The 21,359-nt window shown below is 36.4% G+C and carries 18 protein-coding genes; 5 read left to right on the top strand and 13 right to left on the bottom strand.

All coding sequences use genetic code 11. The annotated features are described in order from the left end of the window. Positions 1–49: 49 nt before the first annotated feature. From yidC to ACKGJN_RS08045, 3 genes are all read right to left on the bottom strand, one after another. On the bottom strand, positions 50–1,909 hold the full coding sequence (gene yidC, locus ACKGJN_RS08055; protein ID WP_409538959.1) for a membrane protein insertase YidC: 1,860 nt from the start codon (positions 1,907–1,909) through the stop codon (positions 50–52). Positions 1,910–2,073: 164 nt separating this feature from the next. Next, positions 2,074–3,717, bottom strand: a complete 1,644-nt coding sequence (locus ACKGJN_RS08050) for a CTP synthase (RefSeq protein WP_409538958.1) — start codon at positions 3,715–3,717, stop codon at positions 2,074–2,076. 126 nt (positions 3,718–3,843) lie between these two features. Continuing rightward, complete coding sequence (locus ACKGJN_RS08045; protein ID WP_409538957.1) at positions 3,844–4,080, bottom strand: DUF3820 family protein; 237 nt, start codon at positions 4,078–4,080, stop codon at positions 3,844–3,846. A gap of 139 nt (positions 4,081–4,219) precedes the next feature. On the opposite strand from ACKGJN_RS08045, the gene ACKGJN_RS08040 reads away from it, so the two are divergent. Next, entirely contained in the window at positions 4,220–5,773 is a 1,554-nt protein-coding gene (locus tag ACKGJN_RS08040; protein ID WP_409538956.1) for an NAD(P)/FAD-dependent oxidoreductase, read from the top strand. A 107-nt stretch (positions 5,774–5,880) separates the two neighbouring features. Then, positions 5,881–7,413, top strand: coding sequence for a GH3 family domain-containing protein (locus tag ACKGJN_RS08035; protein ID WP_409538955.1), 1,533 nt, complete (start codon positions 5,881–5,883; stop codon positions 7,411–7,413). Position 7,414: 1 nt separating this feature from the next. Here ACKGJN_RS08035 and ACKGJN_RS08030 read toward each other — a convergent pair whose 3' ends face one another. The 3 genes from ACKGJN_RS08030 to ACKGJN_RS08020 all read right to left on the bottom strand — a co-directional run bounded on the left by ACKGJN_RS08030 (position 7,415) and on the right by ACKGJN_RS08020 (position 9,114). Then, entirely contained in the window at positions 7,415–8,002 is a 588-nt protein-coding gene (locus ACKGJN_RS08030) for a hypothetical protein (RefSeq protein ID WP_409538954.1), read from the bottom strand. Positions 8,003–8,238: 236 nt separating this feature from the next. Beyond that, complete coding sequence (locus ACKGJN_RS08025; protein ID WP_006990139.1) at positions 8,239–8,430, bottom strand: cold-shock protein; 192 nt, start codon at positions 8,428–8,430, stop codon at positions 8,239–8,241. 207 nt (positions 8,431–8,637) lie between these two features. Next, on the bottom strand, positions 8,638–9,114 hold the full coding sequence (locus ACKGJN_RS08020) for a DUF4168 domain-containing protein (protein WP_409538953.1): 477 nt from the start codon (positions 9,112–9,114) through the stop codon (positions 8,638–8,640). Between the two features lie 272 nt (positions 9,115–9,386). On the opposite strand from ACKGJN_RS08020, the gene ACKGJN_RS08015 reads away from it, so the two are divergent. Both ACKGJN_RS08015 and ACKGJN_RS08010 read left to right on the top strand, forming a co-directional pair. After that, positions 9,387–10,328: a L,D-transpeptidase gene (locus ACKGJN_RS08015; RefSeq protein ID WP_409538952.1), complete on the top strand. Its 942-nt coding sequence runs from the start codon at positions 9,387–9,389 to the stop codon at positions 10,326–10,328. Positions 10,329–10,427: 99 nt separating this feature from the next. Beyond that, entirely contained in the window at positions 10,428–11,186 is a 759-nt protein-coding gene (locus ACKGJN_RS08010; RefSeq protein WP_409538951.1) for a hypothetical protein, read from the top strand. An 80-nt stretch (positions 11,187–11,266) separates the two neighbouring features. On the opposite strand, the gene ACKGJN_RS08005 is transcribed toward ACKGJN_RS08010, so the two are convergent. The 3 genes from ACKGJN_RS08005 to ACKGJN_RS07995 form a co-directional block, all read right to left on the bottom strand. Next, entirely contained in the window at positions 11,267–12,130 is an 864-nt protein-coding gene (locus ACKGJN_RS08005; RefSeq protein WP_409538950.1) for a Cof-type HAD-IIB family hydrolase, read from the bottom strand. Positions 12,131–12,356: 226 nt separating this feature from the next. Next, positions 12,357–12,713, bottom strand: a complete 357-nt coding sequence (locus ACKGJN_RS08000) for a phage holin family protein (RefSeq protein WP_409538949.1) — start codon at positions 12,711–12,713, stop codon at positions 12,357–12,359. A gap of 76 nt (positions 12,714–12,789) precedes the next feature. After that, positions 12,790–13,425, bottom strand: a complete 636-nt coding sequence (locus ACKGJN_RS07995) for a SanA/YdcF family protein (protein WP_409538948.1) — start codon at positions 13,423–13,425, stop codon at positions 12,790–12,792. Between the two features lie 171 nt (positions 13,426–13,596). Between ACKGJN_RS07995 and ACKGJN_RS07990 the strand changes: the two genes are divergently transcribed. Then, the gene (locus tag ACKGJN_RS07990) at positions 13,597–14,226 is read left to right on the top strand and encodes an NAD(P)H-dependent oxidoreductase (RefSeq protein ID WP_409538947.1); all 630 of its coding nucleotides are present in this window, start codon (positions 13,597–13,599) and stop codon (positions 14,224–14,226) included. A 26-nt stretch (positions 14,227–14,252) separates the two neighbouring features. Here ACKGJN_RS07990 and ribB read toward each other — a convergent pair whose 3' ends face one another. From ribB to ACKGJN_RS07970, 4 genes are read right to left on the bottom strand one after another with little or no spacing between them, the layout of a single operon-like run. Continuing rightward, positions 14,253–15,401, bottom strand: coding sequence for a 3,4-dihydroxy-2-butanone-4-phosphate synthase (gene ribB / locus ACKGJN_RS07985; RefSeq protein WP_409538946.1), 1,149 nt, complete (start codon positions 15,399–15,401; stop codon positions 14,253–14,255). Positions 15,402–15,440: 39 nt separating this feature from the next. Then, positions 15,441–16,886: an LptF/LptG family permease gene (locus ACKGJN_RS07980; RefSeq protein ID WP_409538945.1), complete on the bottom strand. Its 1,446-nt coding sequence runs from the start codon at positions 16,884–16,886 to the stop codon at positions 15,441–15,443. 2 nt (positions 16,887–16,888) lie between these two features. Next, positions 16,889–17,533, bottom strand: coding sequence for a LolA family protein (locus ACKGJN_RS07975; protein ID WP_409538944.1), 645 nt, complete (start codon positions 17,531–17,533; stop codon positions 16,889–16,891). 10 nt (positions 17,534–17,543) lie between these two features. Then, entirely contained in the window at positions 17,544–19,925 is a 2,382-nt protein-coding gene (locus ACKGJN_RS07970; protein WP_409538943.1) for a DNA translocase FtsK, read from the bottom strand. Positions 19,926–21,359 lie beyond the last annotated feature (1,434 nt).

Raw genomic sequence — 21,359 nt, 5'->3', positions numbered from 1 at the left:
AAAAGTAAGAGCCTGGATTTCCAGGCTCTTACTTTTATAATAAAAAATCTTATTTTTTATTTTTCTTCTGTTGTTGTTCTGCCTGTTCCATCATATCCTGCATTTTCTTCGCGAATTTCCCCTGCTTTTTAGGCTTCTTTTTATTCTCCTGAATTTTTGCGTGAATTTTTTCTTCATCGATGATCGCATATTTAATCACTAACATTATTCCAATTGTAATTAGGTTGGAAGTGAAGTAATAAAGAGATAACCCACTGGCATAATTATTAAAAAAGAATAACATAAAGATAGGAGATAGATACATGATGAATTTCATGTTAGGCATCCCCGGTTGTTGATTTTGTGACATCGTTTGTCCTGTAGTCATCATCATGTAAATGAAGATGGCAATAGATGCCAGAATTGGGAATAAACTCACGTGATCTCCATAAAACGGAATGGAGAATGGAAGTTCTGCAATGGTATCATAACTCGAAAGGTCATCTGCCCATAGGAATCCTTTGTGACGTAACTGAAAGGCACTTGGAAAAAACTGGAATAAAGCATAGAATACCGGAATTTGCATAAGAGCAGGTAAACATCCGCTTAATGGACTGGCACCGGCTTTATTTTGCAGTTTCATAGTTTCCTGCTGCTTCTTCATCGGATTGTCCTTGTACTTTTCGTTCAGCTCGTTTATTTCCGGCCGAAGTACCTTCATTTTTGCCTGCGCTAAGTAGGATTTGTAGGTAACAGGAGATAGCACAATTCTTACAACTATAGTCAACACAATTATGGCAATACCATAATTTGGAAGAAAGGTAGCCAAAAAGGCAAAAAACGGGATAAATATAAATTTGTTTATCCATCCAAAAATCCCCCAACCAAGTGGCACTATTTCATCCAGATTACGATCATAATCATTTAGGATCTTATAATCTGTTGGTCCATAATACCAGTTCATATTATAGTTCAATTCCCCGCCTTTTAGTTCCAGAGGTAAAGTGGTAGTGAACTCTTTTGTATAAACCGTATCTATGTCTTCATCCTGCACCAGATTTCGGGAGGTGAATTTCCCTCTTGAAAATGGGGTGTCGGTTAATAAAATAGAGGTAAAGAAATGCTGTTTGTATGCAACATAGGTTACGTTTGTTGCCTCATCTTCCTTAAAATCACCTTGACCCAGATAATCATCGTCTCCATCGTCATATTCAAAAATAAGTTCGGTGTATTGGTTTTCATAGGAAAGGCTTTTCGCGTGACGATACCCTTTTAACTGCCAATCCAGTTTAATTTCATTTGATGGGTTGATAACACCACTTAACCCCTGAGAACGTATGCTGAAATCCATCATATATTCACCTGGCTTCAGAACGTAACGGTATTCCAAAAATTCAGTTTCAGAAACTTTTAATTTCATAGAAACCACTTGATTTTCACCGCTTTTAGTTACAGTAGGTTCAAAAAACAGGTCCTTGGTATTAAGGATCCTTCCGTCTGAAGTCGTAAAAGTAAGATTGAAGGAAGCGTTGCCATCTTTAATAAGATAAACCGGAATAGAATCATAGGTTTTAAACTGTGTTAACCTTGCTTCAGAAATATAACCACCTTTATTGTCGATCTTCAACTCAAGTAAATTGTTTGAAACAGTAGTGATATTGTTGGTAGCTGAAGGTAAGGTTGCAGAATAACCAAAAGATCCCAGTTGTTTCTGGGCTTGAGCCATTGCAGTAGAGTCTTGCAGGTCGCTTGATGTTTCTTCAACCTGGGGAGCAGGAGTTGTTGGGATTTTTTCAACCTGTTCAGTAGTTTGCTCCGGGTTTGGATCCTGCTCAGTCTCCTGAGAGTTGTTGTACAACATCCAAATTAAAATCGCTCCTATCAGTAAAAATCCTATAAGGGATTGTACATCAAATTTTTTTTCTTCCATTTTTTATAATAAAATAAACTAATACGAATTCCTTCGCCTACAAATGATTGATTTTCAATCCCTCAATTAGGGTTTGATTTCCCGAGGCTTGCCCCGAATTTTTAAAGTATTTACCAATTCATACCTCGTGGACTTACCCCGAGCTTTTTGATTAAAATAGCTAATTATTCTTTTTTCGTCACTTTGACATTGTTCTTTTGCTTAGAAAAGGTTTCTGCAGCTTTGATAAAGGAAATAAATAATGGGTGAGGATTTGCAACCGTACTTTTGTATTCCGGATGATATTGCACGCCAATAAACCAAGGGTGGTTTTCCAGTTCTACGATCTCTACCAGGCCGGTTTCAGGATTTATCCCGGTACATTTTAATCCTGCCTGTTCTATTTCCTTTTTGTATTTGTTATTGAATTCATAACGATGCCTGTGGCGTTCATGAATAAGAGTACTGCCATATATTTTTTGTGCCATAGAGCCCTCGATTAATTCGCATTTCCACGAACCCAGCCGCATTGTTCCTCCCATATGGGTAATGCTTTTTTGCTCCTCCATAAGATCTATCACCGGATGGTTTGTCTTCGGATCCATTTCTGTAGAATTCGCCTTGCTAAGGTGTAAAACATTTCTTGCAAATTCAATTACCGCCATCTGCATCCCCAGGCAAATTCCGAAAAAAGGAATGTTATGTTCCCGGGCATATTTCACAGCATCGATCTTTCCTTCTATACCGCGTTCTCCAAATCCTGGTGCAACCAGGATACCGTCCAAATGTGAGATTTTATTTTTGATGGTATTCTCATTGATAAATTCAGAGTGAATACTTTCTATATTTACTTTTACCTCATTTTCTGCACCTGCGTGAATAAAAGATTCCAAAATAGATTTATAGGAATCCTGTAACTCCACGTATTTCCCTATCAATCCTATGGTTACCTGGTACTTCGGATTCTTATGCCTGTATAAAAATTTATTCCATCTGTCAAGATTTGGAATAGTATCACTGGGAAGGCCTAATTTTTTTAATACTACCTTATCCAACCCTTCTTCCAGCATCAAGTTGGGTACATCATAGATCGTGGAAGCATCAATAGATTGTATCACAGCTTCCTGCTTTACATTACAGAAGATTGCGAGTTTTCGCCTTATGTCGTCTGAGAGTTCGTGTTCAGTTCTGCACACCAAAATATCGGCTTTAATCCCGCTTTCCATGAGTGTTTTTACACTGTGCTGGGTGGGTTTTGTCTTAAGCTCTTTCGCTGCTGCAAGGTAAGGCACAAGGGTAAGGTGAATTACAAGGGCATTTTCGTCGCCCAATTCCCATTTCAATTGCCGTACCGCTTCAATATACGGTAAAGACTCAATATCACCAACAGTTCCACCAATTTCGGTGATCACCATATCATATTCATTGTTTTTCCCCAATTGCTGGATACGCTCTTTTATCTCATTGGTGATATGTGGTACTACTTGTACGGTTTTTCCCAGAAATTCCCCTCGTCGCTCTTTTTCAATTACACTTTGATAGATCCTTCCGGTAGTTACATTATTTGCCTGAGAGGTATTTACATTTAAAAATCGTTCATAATGTCCAAGATCAAGATCTGTTTCTGCACCATCTTCGGTAACATAACATTCTCCGTGCTCATAAGGATTTAGCGTTCCAGGATCTATATTGATGTAGGGATCAAGCTTCTGAATAGTGGTTTTAAACCCACGGGCTTGAAGTAATTTTGCCAGGGAAGCAGCGATTATTCCTTTCCCCAGAGATGAAGAAACCCCACCTGTGACAAAAATATACTTGGTTTCGGCCATTTTAAAAAATATTAGGTTGTGTTGTATTATTCAGGGCGCTAAATTACAAAGAAGAATAGAAAAAAACCTTGATTTTCCGGCCTAATATTTCTAGGTAAGGAAGTAGGAAATTGTTTGCGAAACAGCTTAGATTTTAGGGTATTTAGACCGAATATTCCTAAGGATTTGCTCCATTCCATTCACTTTTAATTCGGTTACCTCTTTTAACTGATCTCCCAGTTTTCCTTCCGGAAAACCCTTTTGGCTGAACCAGATGAGATAATATTCAGGAATGTCTGATAAATACCGGTCTTTGTATTTTCCAAAATACATTTTTGCGTGCGCAAGTTCTATCAAGGACTTATAATCCGGTTTTATTTCCATTAGACAAAGATAAGCAGCTTTTTTTAAATTCCATTAGGGAGTTTAAATCCCTGTGATTCCAGTTCTCTTTTTTCTGAAGATTGAACTTGTTTGCTTTTTCAATTTTGAAAAGGTTAATTTTGCTGAATATTTTGACCCAATGAAATATCAGTATCAGCTTAGATTAACTCCGGAAGTGGCGTCAAAAACGGCTCTTTTAAGAAGAGAAGTTTCCCTGCATTCCGAAATTCCAGAAAAGAAGATCAACCATATACAGGTTTTAAAACGGTCCATAGATGCTCGTCAAAGGATTGTAATGATCAATTTAAAAGTTGAAGTTTATGTAGATGAGGTCTTTTCTCCCAAAGTTTTCTCTTTACCGGAATATCCGGACGTTAGCAACATGGAAGAAGTCTTTATAATTGGGGCAGGTCCTGCAGGACTTTTTGCAGCATTACGCTGTATAGAACTGGGAAAAAAACCTGTGGTGATAGAAAGAGGAAAAGATGTAAGGAGCAGAAGACGGGATCTAAAAGCCCTGAATATTGAGCATATTGTAAATGAAGATTCCAATTATTGTTTTGGAGAGGGTGGTGCTGGAACCTACAGTGACGGTAAATTATATACCCGTTCTAAAAAGCGGGGCGATGTAAGCAGAATTTTGGAACTTTTCGTAGGTTTTGGAGCCACCAAGGAAATTCTCATCGATGCCCATCCTCACATTGGAACCAATAAATTACCTGAAATTATTTCAAATATTAGGGAAATTATCCTTCATCATGGAGGTGAAGTTCTTTTTGAAACACGGGTTATCGATATCGTGATCAAAGACAAACAGATCTGCGGGATAAAAACGCTGAAGGGAGAATTATTTTCAACAAAAAACGTGATCCTGGCAACAGGACATTCTGCAAGGGATATTTTTGAACTTTTGGAGCGAAAAGGGGTGAAAATTGAGGCAAAGCCCTTCGCCCTGGGAGTTAGGGTAGAACATCCACAACAGCTTATAGATAAAATTCAGTATAAATGCGATAACAGGGGTGAATATTTACCACCATCTCCCTACAGCATTGTAAAACAGGTGAATGGCCGGGGAATTTATTCTTTTTGTATGTGCCCCGGTGGTGTTATTGCTCCGTGTGCAACAAGCCCGGGAGAAGTGGTAACCAATGGATGGTCTCCAAGTAAGCGTGATCAGCCAACGGCCAATTCAGGAATCGTTGTGGAATTACGTCTTTCCGATTTTTCAAAATACGGAAATTCTCCTTTGGCAGGAATGCATTTTCAGAAGCATATAGAACAAACTGCCTGGCATTTGGGAGGAGAAACCCAAAGAGTCCCAGCACAAAGAATGGTAGATTTTATTGATGGGAGAATCTCTCAGAATCTACCAGAAACATCCTATAAACCTGGCGTAACTTCCGTAGCATTAAAAGAGGTGTTTCCGGAATTCATTCACGACACTTTAAAGAATGGGTTTAAAGAATTCGGTAAGACAATGAATGGGTATATGACTAATGAAGCTATCATCCATGCGCCGGAATCCAGAACTTCTTCCCCGGTGAGAATCCCCCGGGATTACAAAACCCTCGAGCATATTGAGATTAAAGGATTGTTTCCTTGTGGTGAAGGGGCTGGTTATGCGGGAGGAATTATTTCTGCGGCCATCGACGGGGAAAAATGTGCCGAAAACTGTATCGCCTTGATGGAATAAGCTAGGAATGAACCACCAACAATCGTTAAAAAACTGATAATTTGTGCGTAATCCATTTATGATTTTTCACTTTTGCCTATCTTAAATTTCAATTTAAAAAGCGTATTATGGCTGTAGTGGGATCTATTATTAAGGGAATTATTGATTTAAGGGATAAGCTGGTTTCTGAGCCCGATGCAGAAGAAGCACAGCTGGAAGTGTTAAAGAGCCTGGTAACAAAAGCCAGGGATACGGCTTTTGGGAAACACTATGGTTTTGAAGAAATACTGGCTTCTGAAGATATTAAAAAAGCATTCTCTGAAAAGGTTCCCTACTTCGATTATAATAAATTGAATAAAGAGTGGTGGTCTAAACTACATGAGGGGGAAGAGAATGTTACTTGGCCAGGCAAACCACCTTATTTTGCCTTGAGTTCCGGAACTACCGGAAAATCCAGCAAACGAATTCCCGTGACAGAGGATATGCTCGACACCATCAAAAAAACCGGAATTAAACAAGTGGCTGCTTTAAGTAATTTTGACCTGCCTTCCGATTTTTATGAGAAAGAAATCATGATGTTGGGAAGTTCTACAGAACTTCAGGAAGAAGGAGATCATAAGGAGGGTGAAATAAGCGGAATAAGCGCCAGCAACATTCCGTTTTGGTTCCGGGGTTTTTACAAGCCCGGACAAGAAATTTCAAAAATTGAGGAATGGGATGAAAGGGTTCAGCGAATTGCCGAAAATGCCAAAAACTGGGACATTGGTGCTTTAAGCGGGATTCCTTCCTGGATGGAGCTTATGATGAAAAAGGTGATTGAATATCATAAGGTTGAAAATATTCATGATATATGGCCTAATTTACAGGTTTATACAACCGGTGGCGTTGCTTTTGAGCCTTACGAGAAAAGTTTTGACGCTTTGCTGGCTAAACCTATCACTGTGATTGATACCTACCTGGCTTCTGAAGGTTTTCTTGCTTTTCAGCAAAGGCCGGAAACCAACGCTATGAAACTGGTAGTTGATAACGGTGTTTATTTTGAATTTGTGCCATTTAAAGCTGAATATATAAATGAAGATGGTTCCATAAGTGATAATGCCCCGGTTATTTCCTTGGAAAACGTAAGGGTAGAGGAGGATTACATCTTATTGATTAGTACAGTTTCCGGGGCCTGGAGATATCTTATTGGGGACACTATTAAGTTTACGGACGTGGGACGGCATGAGATTAGAATAACAGGTCGAACAAAATTCTTTTTGAATGTGGTAGGATCACAATTGTCGGTAAATAAAATGAATGATGCCCTTAAGGTACTGGAAAATAAATACGATATTAAAATTCCGGAATTCACATTGGCAGCGGTAAGAATAAATGGAGAGTTTTATCATTCCTGGTATCTTGGTACTGAAACCGAAGTAGGTAATGAAGAACTGGCCGAATGTCTTGATGACACTTTGAAAAAAGCCAATAAAAATTATAGGGTAGCGAGGTCTAAAGCCTTAAAAGGAGTTAAGGTGAAAACTATTCCTCCTGAACTTTTTCATGAATGGAGCGCTGCAAACAAGAAAAAAGGAGGGCAGGTAAAGATGGAAAAGGTGATGAATGAAGAGAAATTCGCCAAATGGGAGGCATTCGTAGAACAGCAGGAAAATAAATTATAAATTATAATTGTCCTTCCGGGAAATGGAGTTTCTCCACCAGATTCAGGATCTCGTCGGGGGATAAGTATAAGCGTTTAATGCGGTCTTTATAGAGTTGAGAAAGATGTGCGTGATTAATGATAAAATCTTTTGTGGCTAAAATATAATTGCCCATTCCGTGATTTACGGCAAATGTATCGGCTGCTCTTTCTGCTTCTTTAATAAATCCACTGGAGGTTAAATATTTAATTCCGAATAATAAAAGGTTTAACCCGCTTCTTTCCTGATAATCCATGATGTGTCCCAATTCATGGCCAATCCATCCTATTAAAACTTCGGAAGGTATTTCTGAAATCTGGAATTCTTCATTTTCAATATGAAAACTTTCACTGATCATTATTAAATAAGACCGGTTTTTTTTATCCTTAAAAAGACCTGAAAATTTTGGCTGGGCTTGCATGAAGGATTTCCTGATCTTTTTTTTAAACCTGAATTCGATAGGTGTTTCCCTTAAATCCGGATAATGAGAAAGGGCAATTTGCACTTCTTTCAGAATAGCTTCAGGGATAACCTTGTTTTCAAAGTTCATACTGCTGTCGTTATTTTTCATGTGTAAAGGAGAGCCAGTGGTTGGATAGTACAAAAATAGAAATATGAGGACTAATAGCAAGTTTAATTTGCTATCACCTTTTATCTTTATGTATTGTTGAACCCTTATGACTATTGTTTTTTCAAATTGTAAGATTATTCTAGATTTAAATAATGTAAAAGTAATAAACAAAAAAAAGCCTTACACATTGTGTAAGGCCTAAACTTTCATAAGTATAGTAACTATATAAACTAAGCCTAAGCTTGTTTCACGTTTACTGCATTTAATCCTTTTCTTCCTTCTTCAAGATCGAACGTTACTTCGTCGTTCTCTCTAATTTCATCAACAAGACCATTTGCGTGTACAAAATATTCTTTGTTTGATTCTTCGTCTGTAATAAATCCAAATCCTTTAGAGTCGTTAAAAAATTTGACTGTTCCTTTGTTCATTATATATAAATTTAATTTGAGCAAATATAGAACTTTTTATTTACCTAAGAAACATAAAGGCAATTAATTTTAAAATAATTTAAAACACTTTGATAAAGATTTATAACCCTAACCTAGCTATTTTATAGTAAAAATTTAGATTTCACGCATGAAAAAAGCTGCCAGAAGACAGCTTTTAAGATATGTTACTATGTTAAAATATTAAAACTACCCCATCAATATTTTTTGAAGTCGTTCTTGCAATCCCTGGTTAGTTTGCATAGCAGTTGCAATCTCCTGGTATCGTTCAATACTAAGTCCTGAATTTGTTATAAGCGTTTCCATCTCTTTTTGAAAACCAACTTGCATAACTTCAATTTTTTCTACCGCTTTCTCATGCTTTTTGACATCTTCTGGCGCTGCATCAACTTCGGTGTTTTCTAATTTAGCTTTTTGAATTTTGTTAAACGTAGCAACATCCATTTCCTCGGCGTCAATTACAGCCATCATTTTTCTTTGAATATCCTGGTTGGCTACTTGGAGTCCTTGAAATACTTTAGCAAATTTATTTAATTCTGCATCCGTTACTTCAATCTGGCTCTGATTTTGCTGTTGAGGCATAGGTGTCGTTTGGGCGAAAGATATAGTTGCCGTAAGCAAACCCGCTACCATTACCATTGGTTTCAATTTCATCGTCTTAAACATAATTTTTGTTTTAATTATTAAATAAAGGTTGGCAAGCTATTGGTTTTATAAGATTAAGTCAAGATATGATTGTTAAAATTGCCTTAACTCTTGTGAAAGAGCTTTTATATGATAATTAAAAACCTTTCATTTCTACAGGAATGGAAATGACCACAGGTTTAAAAATGTTAATTATTATCCAAGATTAAACTGCAATTCGTCGTTTATAACGACTTTTGACGAAAATTTGAATACCTCAACTTTTTTTAAAATTTTAAAATTACTTTTTGAAAATGAACATGTTTTTAAGTAAAAAATTCTCCGCAATTTTTTTGATACTTGGTTGCACGCTAATTATTTCTTCATGTTCTCAAAGTACTTCCGATAAGAAAATTAAAGAAGACAAATTTCCATTGGAAAACGACAGTGTTTTTGACGGGGAGGAAATAAAGGAACCTGAATACATAATAACTTACAAACTGGATTCTCTGGCAAATGAGAAACAAATTGATAGTTTTAGAACGGAATACTCAAACGAGCAACATAAAATAATCTTTGCATTAAACAGGCTGGATCCAAACCGCTTGAAATTAGGCTTGAATTTGCTCATTCCGGACACTTTATTCAATGATATTATTAGATATTCACCTTTTCCGGAGGAATTTGATATTTTGGATTCTATCCCTAAGGTCGTATTGATCTCCCAGAGAATTCAGGGATTTGCGCTTTATGAAAATGGGAGACTTGTTAAATGGGGGCCGGTTAGTTCAGGAAAGCAATCTACGCCAACTCCCAATGGATTACATTACGGAAATTTTAAGGCAAAGAAAAAGATAAGCTCTGTTAATCCAGACTGGCTGTTACCGAATTATTTTAACTTTATGAATTTTGAAGGGGTAGGAGTTCACCAATATGCGCTTCCCGGATATCCGGCCAGTCATGCGTGTGTACGATTGCGGATGGAAGATTCTCAATTTATTTATGATTGGGCGAACCAATGGGAACTTGATAAAACAGGGAGGAAAATTGAAAAGAACGGTACCCCTTTTATGGTTTTTGGTGAGTATGATTATAAAAATCCATTTCCCTGGCAAAAACTTGATCAGGATCCAAAAAGCAACCATTTAACTAAAGTTGAGCTGGAAACTTTGAAACAATATTTACGGGAATATTTTAAAAATGAAAAAAACTTCGAGGATACGAGGAAGGAAAGTGAATTTTTGGCTTTAAATTAAATTTCGGTTTATCCGTTTTTACTGAATTGCCTCTTAACCTGGTTCCTGTTAATTAATTTTATTTTTTCTGATATTTGTAACTTACCTAAAAGAATTACCATGAAATTATTTGAAACCACCAGATTCCTTTGTCTTATATTTCTTTTTTTGATTTCTCCCGAATTGCTCTCAGCTCAGGAAACATCCATTATGATAAGGGTTAAAGCTAAAGACGCAAAATTCATAGGCAGTTCCATGGGAGGGTCAAAGGTTATAGTAAAAGAACATTTGTCAGGAAAAATTTTGGCAGAAGGTTATACATCCGGAAGCACGGGGAATACAGATAGAATCATGAATAATCCTATCTCCAGGAATACCCAACTTTCAGATGAGCAAACAGCCGGATTTATGGCGAAATTATTAATTGAAAAACCTGTTTTTGTAACCGTATCGGCTTATGCTCCAATAGATAATAGCGTAAAGTCGGAAACACAGCTTTGGTTGATTCCGGGAAAAGATATTACAGGAGATGGTTTAATACTGGAAATCCCGGGCTTTAAAATTGATGTTTTGACTCCACAACTTCACGAAAGTATAGGTGAGAAAAGTGAAATTGAGATAAGGGCAAATATAATTATGATGTGCGGATGCCCTCTTACAAGTGGTGGATTATGGAATGCCGACGAATATGAAGTGGAAGCTCTTATTTTTAAAGATGGGAAACCCTTAAATCCTATTCCAATGCAAATCACGGACAAACAAAGTACTTTTTTGGGGAAGGGAGATTTTTCTCCGGGGAATTATGAGGTTAATGTCTATTCCTATGATCCTAAAACGGGAAATACCGGTTTAGGAAAAACAAGTTTTATTGTTAAGTAATATTTAATCCCACCAGCGAATTTAAAAATTCCTATTTCCGCTGGTAAAGTTTGGGTGGGCATTCTGGGAGTTTCTTATAGCTATTCCAATAAACCTAGTTGAGCGATGGTTTTTAAAACACCGTTTTCATTATTATCAAAAACTGTGATAAACTTGCTTGCCCCTATAATTTCAGGGTGTGCATTTTTCATTGCATAACTATTCGTGGTATTCTGCATCATTTCAAGGTCGTTAAGGTAATCTCCAAATACCAGGGTTTCATCCGGAGTAATATTTAATTCCTTTTGAATCCCTTTAATTGCATTCCCCTTATTGGCAGTGAGGGAGGTGATATCAAGAAATATATCAGCAGCGATGGCCACCTTAAAGTCATTTTCAAAATGTTTGAAGGAATGATAACCATTTGCTTCCACCCCTCTGTAATCACAGATAGTCACTTTTAAGATAATATCTTCTACCTCCTGAAGATCTTTAACAATTATGAGTCGTTCATAATATTGTTTGATTTCACTGATGAATTTCTCATCGTTATATTCAATATAAGCCGATTCTTTTCCGCAGAGAATAACCTGAGTATCTTCGAGTTTTCTTCCAATTTCAATGAATTTCCTTGCAGCTTTGGCATCCAGAGCATTTATATAAAGTTCTTTGCCTTTGTGTAAAACGTATGTGCCATTTTCAGCAAAAAACAACATCCGTTCTTTTATTCGCTCGAATTTTGATTCCAGATTATAAAACTGGCGGCCGCTGGCGACCGAAAACATTATTCCTTTTTTTGTGAGTTCTTCCTCTATTGTCCAAAAATCGGGATGGATTTCGTGTTGATCATTCAACAAAGTGCCATCCATATCGGTAACTATTAGTTTTATCATATTTTTAATCCCACCATCGGTGTGTTTAATTCCCAGATATCTTCCCGGTCCAATCGAGTGGGGTTTTATCAAAATTCAGGATGTTTTATCCTTTAGCATTCGTCGTTCGCATTGCTTAAAGATTATTGATTTTGTTGCAAATATAAAGGTTTAAATTATCCTTTTAAGGATTTTAAATCGGCTTTAAGATTGGAATAGATAGAAGTATTGATCAAGAAGATAAACAAAATGGCCTCCGACAAATTGTTGGAGACCATTTTTTAGAATTTTTAAGCCCTCATTGAAGGTTTTAATTATTTTAGAACAAAATCGCATCTACAATCGCTCCAACAATAGCCAGGATTATTGCAAGCCAAAGCGAGGTTAAAAAACCAATGGTTTTAAAATCCTTGCTTAGTTTATCGGCAAGTTCAATAATAATCGCATACACAATAATTCTAATTATAAATCCTAATCCTAAGAAATAGAAAATTCCCAGGGTGCCAATGTGAAAAATTGCTGTTAGGATCCAGCTTAATAGAAAACTGAGGATTCCAATAATAAGAGCAACAATTATTGCTGATTTAAATCCTTTTAATTCGACTTTAGTCATCATTTTGGCGGCAGCCAATAGTACAAGGGAATCAATAATTAGGTGAAGTAGCCACTGTAACATAATCTTGGTTTAGAAGTTAATATTATAAATATAAAAAATAATATCAAGCTAAACATTACTTTTTTATGCTGGAGGATTAATCATTATAAGGATTTTCAAGGGTGGTTGGTCCCCGATCGATTATGATTTCCCAAACGGCCTTGAGGTTGGCAAGTTTTTCTCTGATTAAAAGTTGGTGTGAAGGTTTATAAACCCTATTTTTAGCGATGTAACCAATATAATTTAAATCAAGATTTTTGGCTACAAAAAGAGTGCGGGGCAAATGAAATTCCTGAGTGACAACAATAGCATCAGAAATGTTGAATACCGCTTTTGAACGATACATGCTGTCATAAGTGTCATATCCGGCGTGGTCTAAGATTATTTTATCTTTTGGAATTCCTTTTTCTATCAGGTAGTTACTCATGGCATCCACTTCGTTATAATCGTCGGTTTTATGATCTCCGCTTAGTAAAAATTGTTTTGCTTTATTTTTCTGAAACAATTCAAAGCCCGCATCTATCCGGTCTTTTAAAATGGGAGAAAGTTTACCATCAGAAAATACACTGGCTCCCAGAACTATAATTGTTGAAGAATCTGGAATCATCTCCATTTGATCATAGATTAAGGTTTTGGTGTAATTCTCAATGTATTTATGTAAACCCCAAATTAGACCTAACCCCAAAAGTAGGAGTGCAGGTACGAAAATCAGGATTTTTTTGAGACTTTTCATTTGACTGTTTACAATGTGAAGTAAAAACGCTTTTTATTCAAAAGTAGTACTTTCAGAAAGGTTGAAGATACTGGAATATAGCTTTATGGTGATGTGCCATTGAGATAATTTATTCCCGGAAATCAAACTTGGTTAAAGTATTTCTTAAATTTGCAAATTGAAAGAAAAGTTATGAAAACTATTGAAGCTCTACAATGGCGTTATGCCACAAAAAAATTTGATAACGCAAAAGTTCTTCCTGGGGATAAAATTGAAACCCTTAAAAAAGCATTTAATTTAACAGCTACTTCCTATGGACTTCAGCCTATTAAACTGGCGGTTGTTCATAATAAAGATATTCAGTCAAAACTGGTGGGTTTTTCATTGAATCAAAAGCAGGTAGCCACGGCTTCTCATGTTTTTATTATTTGTATTGAAAGAAAAGTAGATAAAAAATTCATTGAGAATTACTTCAATAATGTTCATAAGATCCGGGCTACCTCAAATGAGATCCTCGACCCTTTTAAAAACTTTTTAATTGGTGATTTTGAGAATAAATCGGTTGATGAAATTACAAATTGGGCTATTAATCAGGCGTACCTGGCGCTTGGTACTTTATTAACAGTGTGCGCAGCTGAAGGTATTGACGCCTGCCCAATGGAAGGTTTTGAACCTGAAAAATACGATGAACTATTGGGGCTTGATAAAATGAATTTAAAATCGGTGTTGGTACTTCCGGTTGGTTATAGGGCAGACGATGATTTGTTTCAGGATTTTAAAAAGGTACGCCGGCCCTTATCTGATGTGATCATTGAATTTTAGTTCCGGAAAAAAAGATAAATACTGAATTAGTAGTTAACGTATTCGGTTATTTCAAGGCCGTATCCTATCATTCCAACTCTTTTGGTTTGACGTGTATTAGATAACAACCTGATTTTATGGATCTCAAGATCGTGAAGAATTTGTGCTCCAATTCCAAAATCCTTATTATCCATAATAACCGGGGGAGCTTTCATTTCTCCTTGTTTTTGAATTTCTTTTAATTCGCCAAGCCTTGAGAGCAGGTTCAAGGATGGATTTGCGGGATTTATAAAGACAATTGCACCCCGACCTTCATCATTGATGGCCTTGAACATATCATCCAGTTTTTTATCGGCATTATTGGTGAGCGTTCCTAAAATATCATTATTGATAAGAGTGGAATTCACCCTTACAAGGATCTCTTCATCTGGTTTCCAGGATCCTTTGGTTAGTGCAAGGTGTACCTGGCTGTTGGTAGTTTGTTTGTAAGCTCGTACCCTGAAGGTTCCAAATCTGGTTTGGATATCAAAATCCTCTTTTTTCTCTATCAGGGAATCATGTTTCATTCTGTAGGCAACCAGATCTTCAATGGAGACAAGTTTTAAATCAAATTTATTTGCAACTTCTATCAATTGAGGCAGTCTTGCCATCGTTCCATCATCATTCATGATTTCAACAATAACTCCCGCAGGCTGAAACCCTGCAAGCCTTGCAAAGTCTATTGCAGCTTCTGTATGCCCGGTTCTTCTTAGAACGCCACCTTCCTTGGCTTTTAATGGAAATACGTGGCCTGGCCTGCTTAAATTCTGGGGTTTGGTTGCTGGATCTATAAGGGCACGGATGGTTTTTGCACGATCGGCTGCAGAAATTCCAGTAGTAACACCTTTTCCTTTTAAATCGACAGAGATCGTAAACGCGGTTTCCAAAGGATCTGTATTGGTGCCCACCATCATTTCGAGTTTCAGCTCTTTACAATGTTCTTCTGTAAGTGGAGCACAAATTAATCCTCTTCCGTGGGTAGCCATGAAATTGATCATTTCAGGAGTAACCATTTCAGCAGCGGCAAGAAAATCTCCTTCATTTTCACGATCGATATCATCCACAACAATAATAACCTTGCCAGCTCTTATATCGTCTATGGCTTCTTTTATTGAATGTAATTTAATGGATTGAGGATTTTCAGTAATCTGGGCCATAGTTTTAAAATCTTTTTAAGGCTGCAAAGGTATTTAAATCTATTTTGTTTCCTTCTTACCTGAACTTAATTTTTTGATCAGCTTCTGAAATGGTCGAACAAAGTTTCCAAATGCAAGCAGTCCCTGGTCTGTTGTTGCACGGTAGGTGAAGAATACTCCCAACGGAAGCATTACCAACGTGGAGAGCCAGGTAGCAAGAAATGGACTCATAGATCCTTCCTGCGCGCTGTTTTTAGCGAAAATCCCAATAAAATGATAAGTGAGGAACATTAAAATGGCAATTACCATTGGTAATCCCATTCCGCCTTTGCGAATGATAGCACCCAATGGGGCTCCTACAAAAAACAATACGATGCAGGCAGCGCCCAATGCGTATTTTTCATGCAATGCGATCTCAAATTTATTGAGTTGTTTGGCACTGGCTTTAAATTCCTGCTTTTTGATGGTGATATTTGATATACCGGCGTTAACCGTTCCCAATGCCAGATTTACAACTTTCAAACCATTGTCTGTTTCATATAAATCCAGTATGGGATTCCCAATTTCGAGGGAGGTGGTATCTTTAGGATTGAGATTTGCAGCGAATAGTGTTGCACCGGTTCTGCGATACATAATATCTGCAAATTTATTCATCTCCTCATTATAAGAGTTCGATAAGGAGTCGATACTTTGGTTGAGTTCAGAAATTTTGAGCATTCCCTGAGAATTTCGGTAATTTTCATCTTCAAGGTCTACATTATTGAATGTAGATAGATCAATATTGATAATGTATTCTTCAAAATAACTTTTAGTGAAAGGCTTATTGGCTCGTTTTGCAGGATCCTTTTGCTGAATTTCATCGTAATAATTCCCGTCTCTTAATATCAACGAAAGTATTTCAGAATCTGTACTTCCCGCCAATTCTCCCTTATTCGCCTTAATTACTGTGTAATTGCCCCCGCGACTGGATCTCTGATGAATGATAACATCATTTAAAAACTGATCGTTATCTCCGGTTTTTTTATCAACCTTAATATTGAAATCTCCTATTTCATTAAAAATCCCTTCTGAAATTGCCATCGCAGGTTTTAATTGAGCTATATTTTTTCGGAGATTGATGGATTTAAATTCGGCAGCGGGGATGACATTATTTGCGAAAAAGAAAGCGATTAAACTCACAAAAACAATGAAAAAGGTAAGGCCCCTCATGGCTCTTTGCAGGGAGATACCGGATGATTTCATCGCGGCAAATTCATAATTTTCTGCAAAACTTCCAAAGGTCATTATGGAAGTCAATAAAATGGTTAATGGTAGAACAAGCGGGACCAATTTAGGAGAAAAATAAAGCAGGAATTTCATGATAATGCCTACATCCAGATCTTTACCGGCAAGTTCACCTATGTACAACCAGATTGTTTGGAGTACAAAGATGAACATCAGGATTGTAAAAACCACAATGAAGGTTTTTAAATAACTTACCAGTATATATCTGTCTAATATCTTCAAAATTAATCCAGGCGATTGATGTAAAAGTCCTTATAACGATCCTCACCAAAGCTGAAAAGGTTTTTAGCTAAAGGTTGATTTGTTTTAAAACTTTTTACGGTGATGGTGATTTTTGTACCATTCTCCTGGGTTTGGATCAAATTGTAAATATGTTTTGTCTCACTATCAATACCCAAAAGAATATTTTTCACATCGGCATTGGAGTCAATAGGCGTAAGGTTGATGTATTGAATTTTTCTTCCCTTTATATCCTGGGCTATATCCCATTTGTAGGTGTATCCATCTTCATAAAAAGTAAACATTTTAGATGGGGTGATGTTATTTTCATCTTCTTCTACATAGGTGGAAATATTTATTTCCTGATCTTCCGGAATGATGGTGTAAATCTTTTTACCATCGAATAACTGAGTGGTGCCCATAAGGTTCAAAACATATTTTTCGCCATTGATACTAACATCTCCGCGGGTTTCCTGACTTACATTTTCTGAAGCATTTTCAAGTGAATATTTAAAATCTATCACCATATTATCATAGGATTTGACTTTAGCCGAAACCTCGTTCAACAGTTTATTTGCCTTATCTGAATTCTGTGCATTTATTGAGAAAACGCTCATTACAGCAAGTATAAGAATGCTTAATTTTTTCATTTTGATTTTTTTAATTGTTGATCTCATTATTTAATAATTTATCCAGCGACACCATATCAGAGATCAAAACCTGCCTTGCCTTGCTTCCCTCAAAAGGACCTACGATCCCCGCGGCTTCCAGTTGGTCGATAATCCTACCTGCTCTGTTGTAACCTAATTTCAGTTTTCTTTGAAGCAAAGAGGCTGATCCCTGTTGGGCTACTACAATTGTTTCGGCTGCTTCCCGAAACAATTTATCGCGCTCGCTAACATCAATATCAAGACTTGTGCCACTCTCCTCCCCATCGTATTCGGGCAATAAATGAGCATCTGGATAGGCTTTTTGAGATCCAATAAATTCCGTGATCTTTTCAATTTCCGGGGTGTCTACAAATGCACATTGGAGTCTTATTAAATCATTTCCCTGAGTAAATAACATATCTCCCCGCCCAATTAACTGATCGGCTCCTGAACTGTCTAAAATCGTCCTGGAATCTATTTTTGAGGTCACCCTAAAGGCAATTCGCGCCGGGAAATTAGCTTTTATGATTCCCGTTATCACGTTTACAGAAGGTCTTTGAGTGGCGATGATGAGGTGAATTCCTATGGCCCTGGCCAGTTGGGCCAAACGGGCGATGGGAGTTTCCACTTCCTTCCCGGCAGTCATGATTAGATCGGCAAATTCATCAATAACCAAAACGATGTAAGGAAGAAATTTATGTCCGTTTTCAGGATTTAGTTTCCTTGCTTTAAATTTCACATTGTACTCCTTGATATTACGAACCATTGCATCCTTTAGAAGGTTGTAGCGGTCATCCATTTCAATACATAAGGAATTAAGCGTGTTTATAACCTTCGTATTATCGGTGATTATGGCATCATCCGTATTTGGTAATTTAGCAAGGTAATGGCGCTCAATTTTATTGAAAAGCGTTAATTCCACTTTCTTGGGATCTACCAGTATAAACTTGACTTCTGCTGGGTGTTTGCAATATAAAAGTGATGCAAGAATCGCATTTAATCCAACAGATTTCCCCTGTCCTGTGGCACCCGCCATAAGTAAGTGCGGCATTTTTGCAAGGTCTACAACAAAGGTTTCGTTGGAAATAGTTTTCCCGAGGGCCAGTGGCAGCTCCATTTCAGCATTCTGAAATTTTGGCGAAGCTATTACAGAACGCATAGAAACTATGGTGGAATTTTTATTAGGCACTTCAATCCCTATAGTTCCTTTTCCAGGGATAGGTGCTATGATCCTGATACCAAGCGCAGAAAGGGAAAGCGCAATGTCGTCTTCCAGATTTTTTATTTTGGAGATCCTTATTCCTGCCTCGGGAACAATCTCATATAAGGTTACTGTTGGTCCAACAGTAGCTTTTATTTGTGCGATTTCAATTTTGTAATTCTTAAGGGTTTCAACAATTTTATTTTTATTTTCTTCAAGTTCTTCCTGATCTACCGTAATTCCTCCACTATTGATGTTATAATCTTTAAGAAGATCTATGGTTGGCCACTTGTAGTTTTTAAGTTCAAGAGTAGGATCAAATTCGCCAAAATCCCTGATTAGTTTGCTGCTAAGCGTATCGACTTCTTCTTCCTCTTCCTCTGGAGTTTCCACTTCCATTTTCACTTCAACTTCGGGAGAAGTAACCTTCGTCTTTGAAACTTCTTTTTTCTTTCCTTCTGAAATTGAAAAGTCGATTTTGGTATTAGGTTCTTCTTTGATTTTTCCCTTCTCCTTAGCCGCTTCAGATACCCAGTCTTTTTCTTCGGAAGTGATTTTAGCTGAAGGGTTTGAAGAGTCAAAATCTGTTTTGATCTGTTTTTTCTGATTTTTGAGGTATTGGCCGACCATTTCCGGAGAAATTTTAAGGCGAATTGCAAGATAAGTGATTAGAAGGAAGGTGAGGAGCAATAAGGTTCCTGCAAATCCTATATAATCCTGTAAATAATCGTTGAGTTCATAGCCTACACGACCGCCAAGCAGTTCACTAAGTTCTGCGAAAAAACCGAAGAAAACGGCCCACCAAAGCATTAATAGGATTCCCCAGAACCAATATAAAAACAGGTTTTTAAGCTGATATCCAAAAAAAAGATAAAAACCGGTCAAGGTAATAAGTCCGGCAACAATAAATGCAGAAACACCAAATCCCTTATAAATAAAAAAGTCACTTATGGCTGCTCCAAATTTGCGCATCCAGTTTTTGGAGACCACTTCCCGGTTTCCCAGTTCACTCAAGGTACTTTGATCTGCCTGCCAATTAAACAGAAATGAAATGAATGCTATAAACAAAGCAAGTCCCAAAAGCATTAAAAAACTACCCAAAACCACTTTTTGTTGTCTGCTTATTTTAAAACCCGGCTTTTTGGATTTTGCGGTACCGTTTTTTTTTGTAGAATTTTTTTTGTTGGCCATGAATATTGATGGAAATTTTTTTCAAAAATACAAATTAGCATTTGTCTAAAATAGAGAAAAGAATATGAATCTTCCAATAAATAGAATCAGGAAGTATAACATCATTTTGAATGAATTATTTTAACCCTGATTTTTAAGGTGTAATTGAGTCAATGTAAGAATTTATTGTCGATTTAATTTGTGGCGTAAGGCAATAAGGTTGAAAACCTGGACAGTGTTTTTTTAATACCCCCCTTAAGTACCTCCCCCAGGTGAGAATTATTGAAAGTCAAAATGCAAATTTAACTTTAGTATTAAAAAAATTAATTTAAAGCATAAAAAAAAGAAGCAGAAAGTATTAGCTTACTGCTTCTTTTGGAGTTTTAAGTTCACTTACGTAACCATTAAGGAGTATAATATCCTCTATAAATTTTCAAATTTGCGATTAAACTGTGTTTTGACTCCACTAATTTCTATAACCCGAAGTAAAGATTTTTAAAACAATTAAAATATGATATATCTCATCTATTGAAATTTTAACATTCACCATGGATATTTCTGGTATTCAAAATTAAATTGCAACATCAACATAAAATAGAAACGGGAAGCCTAAGCCTCCCGTTTCCTTAAGAAGATATTAAGTGTACTAATAACTTAATGAATATCAACAATCTTACAACTTAATATAAAAATCTGGTTATTCGGTTAAAGTACCTTTGACATCTTCTCAATTCGATCTTCAATTCCAAAAGGCTTTGAAGAATCGAATATTAGTTTTTTGATCCCCTAAAAGATAAATTATCAATTTTAAGTTATACTAATTTACATTCTCTTTTGGTAAAAAAATATGATATATCTCAGATAGCTTAATTTTAACATTTAACCTAATTAGATCCTTAGTTCTCAAATTAGATTCCAGAAATTTATTTAAAATAGAAGCGGGAGACCGAAGCCTCCCGTTTCCTTAAGAAGATATTAATTTCACTTCTAAACATTTTATGAAGGTCAATAGCATTGCAACAAGTGCAATATTTTGAGTCTCCGATTAGAGTGTATTTAACATCTTCTAAATTTGATTTTTTCACTCCTAATGGTACTGAAAAACCAAATGTCAATTTCTGAACTTAAATAAACAATTCTATTTTTTCAACACAACTAAATTAATTATTTGGGTTTTTAAAATCAATGATATAAGTCATATTCAATAAGTTTAACATTTCAAATAATCCAAAGGTTTTATATGACTCCTGTTTAGTTACCTCATTTTTTTAAAATTTTCAATTTTCTTTATTATTTAGAGAGATTTTCTAATACGAATTTATTTCATCCAGGCGTATATAAAATAAAAAAGCAGAAAACTAAAGTTTCCTGCTTTTTAGTAGGAGTTCTTAGGTATCACTTACGTAACCATTAAGGACTATTTTAATCCTCTATGAATTGTTAAATTCGCGATTA

Origin of the sequence: Gillisia xinjiangensis (assembly GCF_046298265.1) — a bacterium.
GTDB classification, from domain to species: Bacteria; Bacteroidota; Bacteroidia; order Flavobacteriales; family Flavobacteriaceae; genus Gillisia; species Gillisia xinjiangensis.
This window is presented reverse-complemented; position numbering and strand designations above follow the sequence as displayed.